The 16,008-nt window shown below is 45.8% G+C and carries 12 protein-coding genes and 1 pseudogene; 11 read left to right on the top strand and 2 right to left on the bottom strand.

Annotated features, from left to right (window positions below):
- Window positions 1–131: 131 nt before the first annotated feature.
- The 4 genes and pseudogenes from pth to U4956_RS07165 all read left to right on the top strand — a co-directional run.
- Window positions 132–689: pseudogene (gene pth / locus U4956_RS07180) on the top strand (aminoacyl-tRNA hydrolase); the annotation flags it as partial.
- 1,519 nt (window positions 690–2,208) lie between these two features.
- The gene (gene mfd / locus U4956_RS07175) at window positions 2,209–5,613 is read left to right on the top strand and encodes a transcription-repair coupling factor (RefSeq protein WP_323089851.1); all 3,405 of its coding nucleotides are present in this window, start codon (window positions 2,209–2,211) and stop codon (window positions 5,611–5,613) included.
- On the top strand, window positions 5,613–5,915 hold the full coding sequence (locus U4956_RS07170) for an RNA-binding S4 domain-containing protein (protein WP_323089850.1): 303 nt from the start codon (window positions 5,613–5,615) through the stop codon (window positions 5,913–5,915). The genes mfd and U4956_RS07170 overlap by 1 nt, the downstream gene beginning before the upstream one ends.
- A 263-nt stretch (window positions 5,916–6,178) precedes the next feature.
- A complete protein-coding gene (locus U4956_RS07165; RefSeq protein WP_323089849.1) occupies window positions 6,179–7,096 on the top strand; it encodes an ROK family protein in 918 nt (305 codons plus the stop codon).
- 15 nt (window positions 7,097–7,111) lie between these two features.
- Here the strand turns inward: U4956_RS07165 and U4956_RS07160 are convergent, their stop codons facing one another.
- Window positions 7,112–7,369 carry a hypothetical protein gene (locus tag U4956_RS07160; RefSeq protein ID WP_323089848.1) on the bottom strand — a complete coding sequence of 86 codons (258 nt, stop codon included), beginning with the start codon at window positions 7,367–7,369 and terminating at the stop codon, window positions 7,112–7,114.
- Between the two features lie 161 nt (window positions 7,370–7,530).
- Between U4956_RS07160 and U4956_RS07155 the strand changes: the two genes are divergently transcribed.
- On the top strand, window positions 7,531–8,091 hold the full coding sequence (locus U4956_RS07155; RefSeq protein ID WP_323089847.1) for a rhomboid family intramembrane serine protease: 561 nt from the start codon (window positions 7,531–7,533) through the stop codon (window positions 8,089–8,091).
- A 368-nt stretch (window positions 8,092–8,459) separates the two neighbouring features.
- On the opposite strand, the gene U4956_RS07150 is transcribed toward U4956_RS07155, so the two are convergent.
- On the bottom strand, window positions 8,460–9,839 hold the full coding sequence (locus tag U4956_RS07150) for a TrpB-like pyridoxal phosphate-dependent enzyme (protein ID WP_323089846.1): 1,380 nt from the start codon (window positions 9,837–9,839) through the stop codon (window positions 8,460–8,462).
- Window positions 9,840–10,263: 424 nt separating this feature from the next.
- Between U4956_RS07150 and U4956_RS07145 the strand changes: the two genes are divergently transcribed.
- The 6 genes from U4956_RS07145 (at window position 10,264) to U4956_RS07120 (ending at window position 15,799) form a co-directional block, all read left to right on the top strand.
- Window positions 10,264–10,551: a hypothetical protein gene (locus tag U4956_RS07145; RefSeq protein WP_323089845.1), complete on the top strand. Its 288-nt coding sequence runs from the start codon at window positions 10,264–10,266 to the stop codon at window positions 10,549–10,551.
- Window positions 10,552–10,694: 143 nt separating this feature from the next.
- Complete coding sequence (locus U4956_RS07140) at window positions 10,695–11,051, top strand: hypothetical protein (RefSeq protein WP_323089844.1); 357 nt, start codon at window positions 10,695–10,697, stop codon at window positions 11,049–11,051.
- A gap of 262 nt (window positions 11,052–11,313) precedes the next feature.
- On the top strand, window positions 11,314–12,945 hold the full coding sequence (gene argS, locus U4956_RS07135; protein ID WP_323091478.1) for an arginine--tRNA ligase: 1,632 nt from the start codon (window positions 11,314–11,316) through the stop codon (window positions 12,943–12,945).
- Window positions 12,946–12,982: 37 nt separating this feature from the next.
- A complete protein-coding gene (gene rpoE, locus U4956_RS07130) occupies window positions 12,983–13,345 on the top strand; it encodes a DNA-directed RNA polymerase subunit delta (protein ID WP_323089843.1) in 363 nt (120 codons plus the stop codon).
- A 452-nt stretch (window positions 13,346–13,797) separates the two neighbouring features.
- A complete protein-coding gene (locus U4956_RS07125; RefSeq protein ID WP_323089842.1) occupies window positions 13,798–15,012 on the top strand; it encodes an NAD(P)-dependent oxidoreductase in 1,215 nt (404 codons plus the stop codon).
- A gap of 571 nt (window positions 15,013–15,583) precedes the next feature.
- Entirely contained in the window at window positions 15,584–15,799 is a 216-nt protein-coding gene (locus U4956_RS07120; RefSeq protein ID WP_323089841.1) for a hypothetical protein, read from the top strand.
- Window positions 15,800–16,008: the final 209 nt, after the last annotated feature.

Below are 16,008 nucleotides of genomic sequence, written 5' to 3'. Positions count from 1 at the left end.
TCCATTCGCGATTTTTGCTCTGGCTTGGCTACAATTGATCTGATCATGAACATCTGATTCAGATCATCCATTCAATCCACTTCATTCAATCCGTATACCACGTAAGGAAAGAGCATTACAGGAGGCACACAATGAAACTGATCGTAGGGCTGGGAAATCCCGGCGTGAAATATGAAAATACCCGGCACAATGCCGGATTTATGGTCTTGGATCGCATTGCACAGATGACAGACCAGTCGATTTCAAAGAAAAAGTTTGAAGGCAGCTACGTTAAAACCAAGCTGAGAGGGGAAGACGTTATCTTATTAAAACCAGAGACCTATATGAACCTGTCCGGCTTCTCAGTCCGGGCCTGTATGGACTTCTTCAAGATTGACCGCAAGGATATCCTGGTGATTTATGACGATCTGGATACTCCTGTTGGTTCCATCCGTCTGAAAACCAAAGGATCTGCCGGTGGCCACAATGGGATGAAAAGCGTCATCGGCTCCGTTTTAGGTGAAGATTTCAACCGGATCCGTGTTGGAATTGGCCGGGATCCGAAAATCAAGATTATCGATTATGTTCTGACCAAATTCAGGGCTGATGAAGTCGAAGACCTCAATAAAGCCATTGACCAGGCGGCTAAAGCAGCCCTGTTCTCTTTAAATCACACCTTTGAACAGACCATGAACCGCTACAATGTCAAACCAAAGAAAGCAAAACCCAAGCCAACACCAGAAAAGGCCCAAATCTTTACCAATAACGAAGAAACAGCGACGTATACGCTTGATTCCCATGACTCTAAAGATTCTAAAGGTTCTAAAGACTCTAAGAGTGCCAATTGTAATAAAGACTCCGCTGCCAATGCGAACTCAGTGATTGCAAGAAGCGAAAACGAATGCCTATTAGCCGAAGAACAAGTGGAAACGACCTATTCTCTGTCTGGAAGTGAAATTGAGCTGGCTGAATTCTTCGTTGAATCGAAACCTGAATCCAAATAAGTCTTTCAATCGTTTTCTGCTTTGATCAGATCAAAATCCGATTTCGATCAGTTCACCACAAATTGGTCAATTGAATGTAAATTTTGCCTGAAACCAGTGTGATCAGGCAAAATTTATTTTTTTACAATTTTTTCTTCGAAATTTGCAGATTTATCAGAAATTCATATGGGATTCCTAAAAAATGGTGGACTTTGGCTGAAATCAGTTGGAATCCGCTTTCATCAGCGCTTTTAAGATTTGACTTCTAACATCGTTAATCACTAACGAATTTATTAAGAACATCAGAATAAGCAAAGAAATATATCGATTAAAAATTTTAATAAATTTAATTTATTAATTTGAATTTCTGACTTATTTTGGAAAATCAGATTGAGAAGGGATGCAAAAACAGATAGTCCTGGCCAGCGTCAAATTCTGACTGTTCATCAATTTAGCTTGGCTGTTTGTGTCAGAAGGATAATCAACAGGGATGACAGCTGAAAAAAGCTAAATCTGATTTTCCCCTGATTGCTCAGGTTTTAGCTTTTTGATGACTGTCAACGCAGATACTTTCTGGAATGGAAAATAAAAAAGAAATGCAGGACTTGTTCGATCAGGATCCAAAAAAGGAAGCTCGTTCTGGGTGGATTGTTCTGGAAGTCAACCGACAACGAACGATGCTGGTCTTTCAAAATTGAAGAAAGAATCAATTGAAAAGGCGGAAAAACAGGCCATAAATCAACGTTGTGAATCGAAACTGGCTATAATAAACTATCTGGAAGTCTTTTGAAAAAACGGATTGATTCTCTGTCTTTGAATCTTTTTTTTCATGAACCAAGACTTACAGAAAGGATCCAGATCTATTGGATTCCTGACAATTACGACCATTTCAAATATCGGATTAGCCAACCATAATCCGATATTTTTGAGTGGAAGAAGATTCATCTTTGAAAAAGTGCTTCAAAATCCTGACTTTAATTCATTGAATCCATCTGGATCGAGTTCGAACCCTGCAATTCAAAAATCTGAATTCTGTCAAAAAATCAGAAATAAGTTCGATTAGCTTTGAATGGGGAAGCCAAACCCGTCAACCAGATAAATCAGGTGAATACTGATCAAGATAAATATTGATTAAAAAAATACAAGACCATCCTGAAAGAGTTGAGTCTGTATTGGAAAGCGAAGAACTTGATGTCACAAAGAAACGGATCTTGAATTGATCTGAAATCTGAAAGGAGGAGGAATTGTGAGCGAAAATCCAATTCTGCAATCATTAGAACATAACCCCCTGACCAAAGAGTTCATGAAGCCAGATGGCAGACTGGGCAACCTTGGCGAAATGGAAGAAGCCTTGCTTCTTGCTGCCGCCTTTGCCCAGGATCATAAAACTCGGATCGTGGTCAAAAAGAATAAATATGAAGCGCAGCAGCTATATACCCGGCTGGCCATGCTCCAGCAGGAAGCGCTGCTTTTTGTCATGGACGAATCTTTGCGGATCTCGGCGATTGCGGCCAGTCCGGAGGAAAAGAATAACCAGCTAGCAGCAATGGTGCAGATGCGCCAGGATTTTGACAAAATCATCGTCGTAAATGCCGCTGCGTTCACCCGTTTTATGCCAGATGTCAAATTCTTTGATGACTCCTGTCTGAACATTCATGAAGGCATGGAAATCAGCCGTGACCAGCTGGTAGAAAAGCTCAACCGCATCGGCTATGTCAAAGTCAACTACACTGAAATTCCTTGTACGTATGCCACCCGTGGCGGCATTCTGGATGTTTACTCCCTGAACTATCCAGATCCAATTCGAATTGAATTTTTTGATACTGAAATCGATTCGATCCGATTCTTCAATCCAAATTCTCAGCGAACCATTCGTTCTGTTGATGAAGTCATTCTGGTTCCTTCCAGTGAAATCCTCTTTACTGATGAACAGATTGAAGAGTTGAAAACCATCATTCCACAAAAACTCGAAGCGCAGCTTCAGAAAACGGATCCGGCTGGCAGAGAATTTCTCGAAGAAATGATTGAGCAAGACCTGCGTGCGATTGAGACGTATGATCCCCAATCCCGCCTCTATCGTTACTATGCGTGGCTGAAAACGGACAACCTGCTTGATTACGTTCCTAATGCCCAGATCATTTTCTCTACCGAAGACGCCGTTGAAGCGGCCGCAAAAAAAGTCGTCATGGATAATGCAACGTATATGCAAGAAGAAGTCCAGGATTTCCAGGCACTGCCCCGCTATACCATGTTCCATGATCTGTATCAGATGACGACAAAAAACAAGCCACTGATGATTCAGGAGTTCGTTCACTTTGATCATCCGGTAGAATCTGGCATCCGCACCATTGAGCCGCCAGCGCTCAACTATCTTGAATGGATTCCACAGGAAGCCACAAAAGACAATGTGTATTTTGCCCTGGAAAAAGAAGATATCGATCTGTTAAAGGAAAAGCTGGATATTTCGAAACTGAAATTCACCGACCCCATCTTCTACCAGGGCTTTGAAACTCCGGATTACGTTGTCTATACCCGTAAGGAAATTTTCCGTCATCTCAACCGAAAAGTTCCGTATCAGAAAACTTTCTCGCAATCGACAGCGCTCAATGATATTCTCGAACTTCAGCCTGGGGACTATATCGTTCATGCCTCCTATGGCATCGGTCAGTATCTGGGGGTAGAAACCCGAGAAGTCAAAGGTGTCAAACATGACTTCCTTCATGTTGCCTATCGCGGCGGAGATGATCTGTATGTTCCAATCAGCCAGTTCCAGTTAGTCCGTAAGTATGTCTCCAAAGAAGGCACCCAGACCAAACTTTCCAAACTGGGCAGCGGGGAATGGGAAAAGACGAAAAGTAAAGTGAACGCCCGTGTTGAAGAAATTGCTGGAAAACTGGTTGAACTGTATGCAGCCCGCAGTGAAGATATCGGCTATGCATTCCCCAAAGAAGATGCATTGGAGCGGGAATTCGATGAAGCCTTTGAATATGAATCTACGCCTGACCAGATCCAGGCGACGGCTGAAATCAAAGCGGAAATGGAAAAACCAAAACCAATGGACCATCTGTTGATCGGGGATGTCGGCTATGGCAAAACCGAAGTGGCCATGCGGTGTGCCTTTAAGGCCGTCATGGCTGGCAAGCAGGTCGCGTTCCTTTGTCCAACGACCATTCTTTCCTTACAACATTTCCAGACTCTGAAAAAACGGTTTGAAGATACCGGTGTGCGCATTGAACTGGTCAACCGTTTTGTTTCGACCAAAAAGATGAATGAAATCATCAAGGGTCTGGCGGATGGTCAGATTGATATTGTAGTGGGGACTCACCGTCTGTTTTCCAAGAAGATTCAATATAAGGATCTTGGCTTGCTGATCATTGACGAGGAGCAGCGTTTTGGCGTCAAGCACAAAGAGGTCATCAAAGAGATGAAAAACTCGATTGATGTTCTCGCTTTATCCGCAACCCCAATTCCACGAACCTTGCAGATGTCCTTAATCGGTGTCCGCACGATTTCGCAGCTGAATACCCCGCCAGCCCATCGCCATCCGATTCAGACCTATATCATGGAAGAAAAAGGACCAGTGATTGAAGAAATCATCCAGCGTGAACTTGCCCGTGATGGTCAGGTCTTCTTTTTGCATAACCGCGTTGAAGATATTTACCGCACTGCCCAGCAGATCCAGGAAAAATTTCCGGATGTGCGCGTGGGGGTGGCTCATGGCAAGATGACGCGCGATCAGATTGAAGATGTCATGATGGATTTCTCACAGGGAAAATATCAGATCCTGGTGTGCACAACCATCATCGAAACCGGTCTGGATATCGCCAATGCCAACACGATCATTATTGAAAACGCCGATCGCTTTGGTCTGTCACAGCTCTACCAGATTCGCGGTCGTGTTGGCCGGCGTGAAAAGCTGGCGTATTGCTATCTGCTCGTTCCGGCTCAAAAGCAGCTGTCTGAAAATTCATCCAAGCGTCTGAAATCCATCAAAGAATTCACGCAGCTTGGCAGTGGATATAAAATTGCGATGCGCGATTTAACGATCCGCGGCGCCGGGGACATGCTGGGGCCAAAACAGGCTGGCTTTATTGACAGTGTCGGCCTGGACATGTACCTGGATATGCTTTCGCAGGCGATCGCCCGTAAAAAAGGCATCAAACCGGAAAACGAAGAACCAGAAGTTCCACTCAAACAGGCCAATATCGAAACTGGCGGCTATATTCCCGCTCCATTTACATCGAACGATGGGGATAAGCTGGCTCTCTATCAAGAAATCCGTTCGATTCATACCAAGAAAGAATTGGAAGAGTATGAAACGAAGACGGCAGATTTATTTGGCCGGATCCCAAAAGAAGTCCAGGAACTGTTTGCGGCGAAGAAAATGGACTTATTCGCTTCGCAAGAAGGTGTTGATTCTGTCAATGAATCCGATAACAAGATTCAGATTGTCATGAGCAGTGACTGGAGCCGCAAAGCGGACGGCCTGAAATTGTTTGAAGCGATGTCCGCTGCCAGCCGCCAGGTCAATATGACGTTCAAAAACGGCCGGATTACGGTCAGCTTCGAGAAAAAGAAAAACTACATTCCATTATTTGAAAAAGTTACCTCGGTCCTCAATGACCCTCTGTTTAGAAAGGAGGCCTCCTGATGCGTCTGGATAAATATCTGAAAACGGCCCGGATTCTCAAACGAAGAGAAGCGGCTAAACAGCTTGCGTTAGAAAAACGGATTCTGCTCAACGGCCGCGTGGCTAAACCTTCAAGCGAGGTCGAAATCGATGATTGTATTGTTCTGGAATTCGGTAACCGGATTCTGGAAGTTGTCGTCAAAGATACGCCAAAGCAGGCGAATAAAGAAAAAGCCGCTTTGATGTTTGAAGTCATCCGCCAGGAAAAAAAGGAAGTCGAAGAAAAACCGGCTGGGGCACCGGATTTAACGGATCCGCTTTAAACGAGAAACAAGAGCCCATTCAAGCCTTTGTCATGCGCTTTGAAACCCATCCAAATACAGACACGAACAAATACAGCGAGCCCCTCTGATCGGAAAAGAGCCCGAATCAGCGGGGTTCGTTTTTTTCATCTTTCCCACTCATTTCTCATTTACAGCTCCAGCATTTTCACTTTCACCATTTTTTCATGAAAGCGCTATCCACCAGGCCGCTAACTATGCTACAACGAAGATACAAGCAAAATGCTCAAGATGAGGAGAGAGATATGAGTAAGTACATTTCAATTGATGTCGGCGGCACTGGCATCAAATATGCCCTGATGGATGACACCGCAGCCCTGCTCGACCAGGGGGAATACCCAACCCCAAAAGAAGGGCTGGACGCATTCCTGGATCTGATCACCAGCATTTATGACCAATACAAAGATGAACATCCAGAAGCCCTGGTCATGGCCGCTCCGGGTCGTATTGACAGTGTCAATGGCTATTTCTACACGGGCGGCGCCTTGATGTATCTCAACGGCGGCGTGGATTTAAAAGGCCTGCTTAAAGATCGGATTCCCATTCCGTTCTATGTTGAAAATGATGCCAAAGCAGCCGCCATGGCTGAACTTTGGAAAGGGGCCATGCAGGGAGTTGGCTCCGGTCTGGTGCTGACCATCGGGACGGGCATTGGCGGAGCTGTCATCATCAATGGCAAGCTCTGGAAAGGCAATACCTTTGCGGCGGGTGAGTTCTCCCCGATTCCAACCAACTGGAATGGACGGACTATGGCCAGTCACCAGGCCTGGTCGGATATCAACTGCACCAGCGCCATGGTTCGCCGGCATGCCCTGGCAACCGGTCAGGATCCAGCCCAAGCCAACGGACGTACCTTCTTTGAAGCCGTAAACAATGGCGATCCTCAGGCCATCGAAGAACTTGAATGGTTCTGCGAAACCCTGGCCACTGGTCTTTATGGCCTGCAGTGCGCGCTGGACGTCGAAAAAGTTGCGATTGGCGGCGGGATTTCCCGCCAGCCCATTCTGATTGAAACTCTCAATCAAGTCATGAGTCGCCAGTATGATCGTCTGCCCGTCTATTTTCCGGCAAGCAAACCCGCAGTGGAAGCCTGCCACTTCTCCAGTGATGCTAACCTGATTGGCGCTTTGTATAACTATCTCGAGCAGACCAATCAGCTGTAATTGCTGATTCAATAATCAGTGATTTCTCCAAAACAGACATTTCTCTAAAAAATAAAGGAAAATCATAATCGATATTTTCAAGGACAGCATGCCCTTTCGTTTCAAACCAACGAGGCAGAAAGGGAATGCTGTCGTTTTTGTTTCCGTTTTTGATTTTGTTTCTGCTTTCAGTTCTGCTTTTGGCTTTGTTACTGTTTGCATGCTTTTATTCGGGCTGGAAGACAATAACGGCTGCGTTTGATCTTGCTGAATCGCGCTTTTCGTCCAGGACAAACCGTTTTCCTGGACAAAATCCATACAAACAGGAAACTGTAAGAATTTCTGAACCGATCCGGTTTAAAATTTTGGAATATACGGCTGTGAGTCTAGATCCGCCAACAGAAACAGACCTGCCTCTTTTGGGGACAGTGGTTTCTGATCAGAAAGGGAAATACATGCGATTACGATTGAAATACAATTCACCAGTCATTCTGACTTTTGCACTTCTTTGTCTTGGGGTTTTGATTATTTCGGAACTGACTGGTTATCGGTATATGGACTGGTTGATTACAAGAAGAGCCCCGCTCAACCAGATTCAGACTTATGTGACGATGGTGACCTATATCCTTGGCCATGCCTCTGTCAATCACTTTATGAGCAACATGATGCTTTTACTGCTGACGGGACCCGTTGTGGAGGAGCGCTATGGCTCGAAAAATACCCTGATCATCATCCTGTTTACTGCGATTCTGACCGCAATCGCCAATATGGCTGTCACGACCAATGGTCTGATTGGCTGCAGTGGTGTAGTCTTTGCATTCATTATTCTTTGCAGCATGACTTCTTTTCGCCACGGCGAGATTCCAGTCACGATGATTCTGGTTGTGGTCCTCTATCTTGGTCAGGAGATCATTGCGGGGGTCATCAGCACGGATAACATTTCGCAGATGGCTCATGTCATCGGCGGCATTGCCGGGGCGTCATTTGGCTTTATCCTGGCTTATCGCAAGCGTTAAGACATCCGGATTCGACCAGAACGGGTCTAAAAAAACAGACAAGCAGAATTCCAGATTTGAGGGCTTTGTCTTTGGACAGAGCTCTTTTTTGACGCAAAAAAGGCCCGTCCACACACAGGAAGGGCCGAAGGATGCAAGGATAAAGAGAATAAACAAACAGATCAAGAAACGTCCAGTAAGACGAATTTCGGGAAGGAGAGCCTTGCATCCCGCAAACAGAGTGCACCTCTGTCCAACTGAGCCTGAAAGTTGAACAGAATGTTCTGTTTTACCTATGGAAAACCAGAATCCTGAAAAGGAGATGAAAAACCGGGATTCTGGTTGTACGACATCGATTAAAAATCTGAAATCAGAATGGATTCAAAGTCTTAGGCTTCTGGCACAACGGGCAACTGGGCAAAGCTGGCTTCGAGTTCTTCGTCAGTTGGAATGTAGTCCGACATTTCACCGTTGTTGAACTTTTCGTAAGCCACCATGTCAAAGTAGCCGGTACCGGTCAGACCAAAGACGATCGTTTTTTCTTCACCGGTTTCTTTGCATTTGAGTGCTTCATCGATCGCCACGCGGATCGCATGGCTGCTTTCGGGAGCAGGGAGTGTTCCTTCAACCTGCGCAAAGAATTTAGCCGCTTCAAAGACGCTGGTCTGTTCAACAGAAACAGCTTCCAGATATCCATCATGGTAAAGCTGGGAAAGCGTAGAACTCATGCCATGGTAGCGCAGGCCGCCGGCGTGGTTGGCGGAAGGAATGAAGCTGCTTCCAAGGGTATACATCTTCTGTAAAGGCGTAACCATGCCTGTATCGCAAAAGTCATAAGCATATTTGCCGCGGGTAAACGAAGGACAGCTGGCGGGTTCAACCGCGATAATTCGATAGTCTTTCTTTCCACGTAGTTTTTCTCTCATGAAGGGAGCAATCAAGCCGCCAAGATTCGATCCGCCCCCGGCACAGCCGATGATGATATCGGGTTCGATTCCATATTTATCCAGCGCTGTTTTGGTCTCTAAACCAATGACACTCTGATGAAGCAAAACCTGGTTGAGCACACTGCCCAGAACATAGCGATAGCCTTCTTGTTTTGTAGCGGCTTCAACGGCTTCAGAAATGGCACAGCCAAGCGAACCAGTCGTTCCTGGATGTTTGCGCAGGATTTCTTTGCCGATTTCGGTTGTCATGGATGGACTTGGTGTCACATTGGCCCCATACGTTCTCATGACTTCTCTTCGGAAGGGTTTCTGTTCATAGGAGACTTTGACCATATACACCTGGCAATCGAGTCCAAGATAGGCACAGGCCATCGATAACGCAGTTCCCCACTGGCCGGCACCGGTTTCTGTAGTTACGCCTTTCAGGCCTTGCTTTTTGGCGTAGTAAGCCTGTGCAATCGCGGAGTTTAGCTTATGGCTGCCGGAAGTATTGTTGCCTTCAAACTTGTAGTAGATTTTGGCTGGAGTGCCCAGCTTGCGCTCTAAGTTATAGGCCCGCACAAGTGGGGCAGGCCGGTACATTTTATAGAAATCACGGATTTCTTTTGGAATTTCAATATAAGGCGTTGTATCATCCAGTTCCTGCTCAATGAGTTCGTCGCAGAAGACCGGCTGAAGGTCTTCAAAGGTCATGGGCTTGAGAGTAGCCGGATTTAACAGGGGAGCAGGCTTGTTTTTCATATCGGCCCGCAGGTTATACCAGTACTTGGGCATCTCGTCTTCTTCGAGATAAATCTTGTAAGGGATTGTCTGTTCGTTCATAAGATTTAGTGTCCTTTCCTTTTGCGTTGATGTTGGATTGATGGATTTGCCATCTTCAGGAAAGAAAAAAGCTTTTGCCCTGAAGATCGCTCTTACTGGGACAAAAGCGTCGATATGCTCCTGCGGTACCACCCAATTTGACAGAAATTCTGCCCACTTTACCATGCCATCACATGACCGGTCCTCTAACGCAGACCACACGTCTTCCCTACTGATTGCTTTGTTCAGGTCGCCCTTGGCAGGCCATTCACCCATTCCCATCTCGTTCTGCTTCCACCTTCCAGAACTCGCTTGCAGACTTTTAAACAGGCTACTTTTCTGCCGCATTGGTTTTGTCTATGGGCTTAAGGCTAAACAATGAAAAGAAATCTTTCAACTGCAGGTAGCGGAATTTCAGAAAATTTTCTGAAAAATGTTGAAAAACATGTCGGAAAAAGTGAAAAGAGAAGAAAATGGGCCGCCCGAAGGGGAATCGGTCAGGACGCAAACCCAGACAGCTAAGAAATCCGAGAAAAAGCAGTTCATGATCGGCCAGAAAGAAGCCGAAACAAACCGCAAGAAAAATTCAGTCCAGATCGTAATGAAAAAGGAGAACAGGAAAAAATTATTCGGGCAGGGCAAAAAGAAAAGCAACAAGATTCCGGCAGATTTTGAAGGAAACAAAGAGCGCACCAGATTTGATGGTCGATTGAATGGATCTGTGGAAGTCTGAAGGTAAAGTATCTATAAAAGATTGAATATGAAAAGAATATAGGTACAGAAAGAAACCTGCCTTCCGCAGGAAAGTCGAATCTTCCAATTTGTCAAGTGCTGAATTGTGGAATCAAAAAAAGTTTATGCTACACTTTCTTCGCTATGTTAAATACTGTTTATTTAGAGGATACTGTCAATCACGAAGTCATGTTTGACGGACCCGCCGAAATGAAAGAACTGAAAGAAGGATCGAAGATCATCACTCTCAAAAATGAGAATACCCATATGGTCTGGAAGATCCTGATGCGCGGCGTCATGATCGAAAATAACGGCGACTTTCAAAGCTTGATCACTTTACAGGATAAAGGCACTGGAACTGCCCGCATTCTCACCCCCTACGGAGAGCTGAAATTACCGATCACAGATGTCGAGATCGAACGCAACGCCCAAAGTACAAAAGTCTCCTACAAACTGAATGGAGATCAGTTTTTTGAGTTTCTGTTAATGGAAAAAGAGTGACTTTCTCTGTTTGAATGAATCAGAATCACCAGCCCAAAGCTCTGTTTTTTTGAAGAATCTATACTGAAAATCGATCGATTGCGTGACCAGATTTGTAAAAATCCGGCCATTTAGTTAGAAAATTAACAACAGATGCACAGGAATTTCAGAATTTAAAGTTGAATTTTCAGAAAACAGAAAAAACGGCCGGAAATTTGATAAAATCCCTCCAAACTGTAAAAGAGAAATCAAAAAACAGATAAAAAAAGAAAGGGTGAACGGAATGGGAGCGATGGATGACGCTTTACGCCAGTCTTTACAGGCTGCAGCAAAAAAAGCCTTTGATCTTGACTTGGAACCAAGTGAGATCATCATTGAAATCCCCAAACGCAAAGAGCAGGGAGACTACTCCACCAACCTGGCCATGAAACTCGCCAGAACCCTGCACCAAAAACCAGCGCTGATTGCCGAAGGCCTGGTTGAAAATCTATCCGGAGATGAAATCGAGAGCGCACAGATTGCCGGTCCTGGTTTCATCAACTTCGTCATGAAGAAAGACCAGTATTCAAAAATCATCTCGAAGATCCTGGAAGAAAAAGAAAACTACGGCACACATCCAGCCAATGGCATCAAAGTGGATCTCGAATACGTATCGGCCAACCCGACTGGAAGTCTGCATCTCGGTCATGCGCGCGGCGCAGCCTGGGGTGACAGTATTTCCCGCATTATGAAAAAAGGCGGCTATGATGTCACTCGTGAGTACTATGTCAACGATGCCGGCAACCAGATCACCAATCTGGCCAAATCCTTATGGGCTCGTTATGTCCAGGCACACGGCATGGAAGCTGAAATCGGTCAGGACGGCTATCTGGGTGCTGACGTCAAAGAAAAAGCAGAACAGTTAGCCAAAGACTTCCCGAACCTCTATCTGGAACCAACGGATGAAACCCTCAACTTCTTCCGCAAGGAAGGAATTGCCTTTGAACTGGACAAGATCAAGGAAGACCTTGACCGCTTCCGGGTTCATTTTGATGTCTGGTCTTCCGAACAGGCCCTGCGTGACAGCGGGCGTGTGGAAGAAGCCTTAGAGATTCTGGACCGTAACGGCTACACCTATCAGCAGGATGGGGCGTTGTGGTTTAGAACCACTGACTTTAAAGATGATAAAGATAGGGTATTGCGCAAACAGGATGGTTCTTTAACTTACCTGGTTCCTGACATCGCCTACCATAACGATAAATACCAGCGCGGATTTGACATGCTCGTCGATTTCTTCGGCGCTGACCATCATGGTTACATCCCACGTTTAAAAGCATCTATGGCCGCTCTTGGCAACGATCCGGATAAACTGAGTGTCGATATCATTCAGATGGTCCGTCTGGTTTCCAATGGCGAAGAAGTCAAAATGTCCAAACGTCTTGGCAATGCCACAACCATCAATGACCTGATCGATCTGGTTGGTGTCGATGCCGCCCGTTACTTCTTCAGTGCCCGGGCGCTGGATACCCACCTGGATTTCGATCTGGCTTTAGCCGTAGCCCAGACCAATGAAAACCCGGTTTACTACGCTCAATATGCTCATGCCCGAATCTGCTCGATTCTCAAAAATGCAGACTATCCAGAACCTGAAAACTATGAAGGTCTGGTCCATGAAAAAGAAATCGACCTGCTCAAGACGCTTGCCGAATACCCATCGGTTATCGCTCAGACCGCCAAAACCCGTCAGGTGCACAAGATTTCTCACTACATTCAGAATCTGGCCTCGAAGTTCCACAGCTTCTATTCGGCCTGCAAGGTCAATGACCCTGCCAATCCAGAACTTAGTGCCAAACGAATCGGCCTGCTTAAAGCAGTGCGGATCGTTCTGGCGGATGCGTTGAGCCTGATTGGGGTCAGCGCGCCAGAATCTATGTAACTGGATCTATTTGGATAAATGAGGAGAATTAGCAATTATGAAAAAATCAATGATTGAACTGGCTTTTGATATTCTGACCAAAGAAAAGAAAGCCATGAAATTCTTGGACCTCTGGACAATCGTCTCCAAAGAGATGGGATTCACTCCTTCTCAGTCCGATGACAACATTGCTCAGTTCTACAGCGACCTGTCCATTGATGGCCGCTTCGCCTCTTTACCAGGAAACACCTGGGATCTGCGCAAACGTCAGTCTTCCGCTCATACCATCGTTGATACTGATTCCATCAGTGTTGAAGATGAAAGCGAAAACGCTCGCTATGAGGGGGACGATTCCGAAGAAGTCCCCATCGAAGACGATGAAGACGATGACAGAGATCTCGATGAGGACGAAGACGAATAGTCCGCTCTTCTGATCAATCCGTCCAAAATACGATCAATCGCACACAAAACAAAAACTAAATCACGTCAGGCAGGTCCTGGTTGTCAGAGCATTCTGATGATCGGGACCTTTTTTGTGTGGCCATCAAAATCCAGAAGTCAGACCAGAAAGCCTGGAACGCAAAAGCCAGACCAGGAAACACGAAAAATCAAGAAACCGGATCAAAAAACCCCGAAATCCGCAAAAATCACTCGTTTTTAACCCTCAGCCTGATAGATTTTGCACAATCGTGACTATCTGTAAGCGATGCAATATGATGGACAGGCCTTGTATAAGAAGGATTAAGAAAAGTACAGAGAATTGATAAGAAAAAACGGATCGGCCAGAAGCCGCCAAAGGACAGAAATGAATCAGCCTGACGGCCGCTTTGAGCTTTAAAGATCAGTTTGAATAACAATCCAAGGAGGAAAAGGATGAGTAACGTACTCAAAGAGGCCGAAAAGTGCCTGCAGTGCCGCAATCCGAGATGTCGGAAAGGTTGCCCAATCAATACCAATATCCCGGAAATGATCCGGCTGCTCAAAGAAAACGAAACCATGACCGCTGCGCAGATGCTGTTTGAAAACAACCCCCTGTCCATCATCTGCTCGCTGGTCTGTGACCATGGGGCGCAATGTGAAGGCCATTGCGTCAAAGGGATCAAAGGCGATCCTGTTGCGATCAGCGACATCGAACATTTTATTTCCGATGCCTGCTTCGAAAGAATCCATCACGACCTTCCAGAATGGAACGGCAAGCGTGCAGCCGTGATCGGTGCCGGTCCAGCGGGCATTACCATCGCCGTATTATTACGCGAGAAAGGCTATAAAGTGACAATCTTCGAAGTTCGCGAAAAAATCGGCGGCATCATGCGCTATGGCATTCCCGATTATCGTCTGCCGCGCACCATTCTCGATCGGTATGCCGAAAAGTTAAAAGCCTTGGATATCCAGATCCGTCCCAATATGGCCATTGGCGGCGCCATCAGTGTTCAGGATCTGCTCGATGATGGATACAGCTCCGTCTTCATCGGAACGGGTGCCTGGAGACCCAAACGCCTCAATATCCCAGGGGAAACGTATGGAAATGTGCAATATGCGGTTAACTACCTCAACGACCCGGATGTTTATGACTTAGGCCGGCGTGTGGCGGTGATCGGTGCTGGCAACGCGGCCATGGATGCCGCGAGAACGGCGGTTCGGAAAGGTTCCGATCAGGTGACGGTTTATGTTCGCCGGGATAAAGTGGCGGCTTCCAGGGAAGAGCAGGAATACGCGATTCTGGAAGGCGTAAACTTTGAATACATGAAAAGCCCGGTTCGCATTACGGACGAAGGCGTCATCTTGGCTGACACTCAGTTCAATGAAGAAGGAAAACTTGTGGTGATCGAAGGCACAGAGCATCTGGTCCCCTGTGATACCGTCATGGTCGCGATTTCCCAGGTTCCTCAGCACCGCCTGGTCACCCGCGATCCAAGCCTGAAGCTCAATGAACGCGGCAATCTTGAAGTCCATGAAAATGGCCAGACCACAATGCCAGGTGTCTTCGCGTCCGGTGACGTTGTAACTGGAGCAAAAACCGTTGTTCATGCGGTAGCGGAATCGAAACTGATTGCCCAGCAGATGGATCGCTATATGCAAAGCCTGTAGGCCAAACCAGAAGCTGCCTAATAGACAGGGATAGATATTAAACAGTTCATATTGGATCTGACCGCCCTGACTTGACTTCGCTGATTCATCAGGGCAGCAAAAGAAACAAAACACGAAAGTGAAGAAATCGTGCGGCTGCCAACTTCAAAAGACTTGGATCCATGAACATTTGACCAGTCCGCTCTTTTGGCAGCCGCTCATGTAATTGGAACGTCGATTTCGACCAGGACCGCTCTTCTTGAAAAACAAGGGAGCGGTCTTTTTGTTGTTCTGATTTTATTCTCTGCAAACTGAAGACGATTATTTCTGGCTTCAAAGTCGAATTTGAAACGGAAATGAGCCAGCTATAGATCCATTGACAGACCGGTTGGCAATGTCTTCTTTCTTTGGCTGTTCACTCCTTACTTTACAAAAATCCTGTTGCTTCTCTTTCAGATGTCTTGGCGGGTCTGGAACAAAAAACTAGAATGGTACGCAGAGAATGCTGGACATTCTGCTTTCTGATATCAAAAGCGCGGCTGAAAAAGCAGAAACGCTTCAAAATAACTATGGAATTCAGATGACCCAATCGATGAAAAAGGAGGCTGCCCAAATGTGTAATTTAAGCGAATCAATCGAAGAAAGAGGGATCCAGAAAGGAATTCAAAAAGAATCCTTACGTTCGATTCAAAAAATCATGAAAAACGCTCATCTCTCTAGCGAACAAGCAATGGACCTGCTGGAAATTCCTGAACGTGATCGGGCCCAGGTATCTGGAACTGCTCAAACAGCCTCAGTAAATTTTTGAAAAGCGAAAAGAGTGGCCGGCTGATCATTCCATGGAGCTGATTTCCTACTCTTATCTGAAACGAAAATAGAGTATCGGTTCAGAAAAGCAGTTCTTTCAGTCCTGAAAGATGAGAATAATCATTCAGGATGTAAATATGAACGAACAGCAAATTCAATGAAAAGTCGAGGATCAGGCAAAGAACAAGTACCAGGCAAGAGAAAAGAAAG

The sequence above is a fragment of the Allobaculum sp. JKK-2023 genome, from assembly GCF_034745455.1.
Classification (GTDB): Bacteria; Bacillota_I; Bacilli_A; order Erysipelotrichales; family Erysipelotrichaceae; genus Allobaculum.
This window is presented reverse-complemented; position numbering and strand designations above follow the sequence as displayed.